A 238-nucleotide genomic window follows, 5' to 3' on the forward strand; every position below is an offset into this window, starting at 1 on the left:
CCAGTATACCGTTTAACTGAAGATACAACGTTCACGGCAGATGTAACGCTTACTAACGATGCACATTGGATTTTAAATGGTCGTACTGCAGTTGGTAATGACCGTGCAGATGCAACTATATTATATGTTCAAGCGGGTACAACGCTAATTGGTGAAACAGGTGATGACTTTTTAGTTGTACGTCGTGGTTCACAAATTAATGCTAATGGTAATGCAACTGCGCCAATCACTATGACAT

Annotated in this window: 1 protein-coding gene; it reads left to right on the plus strand. The window is 40.3% G+C overall.

Features of this window, described 5'->3' with window-relative positions:
- Positions 1-238: hypothetical protein (locus AAEY88_RS15410; protein ID WP_350563793.1), on the plus strand; the 238-nt coding region annotated here is incomplete at both ends.

This window comes from Psychrobacter sp. CAL346-MNA-CIBAN-0220 (assembly GCF_040309805.1).
GTDB lineage: Bacteria > Pseudomonadota > Gammaproteobacteria > Pseudomonadales > Moraxellaceae > Psychrobacter.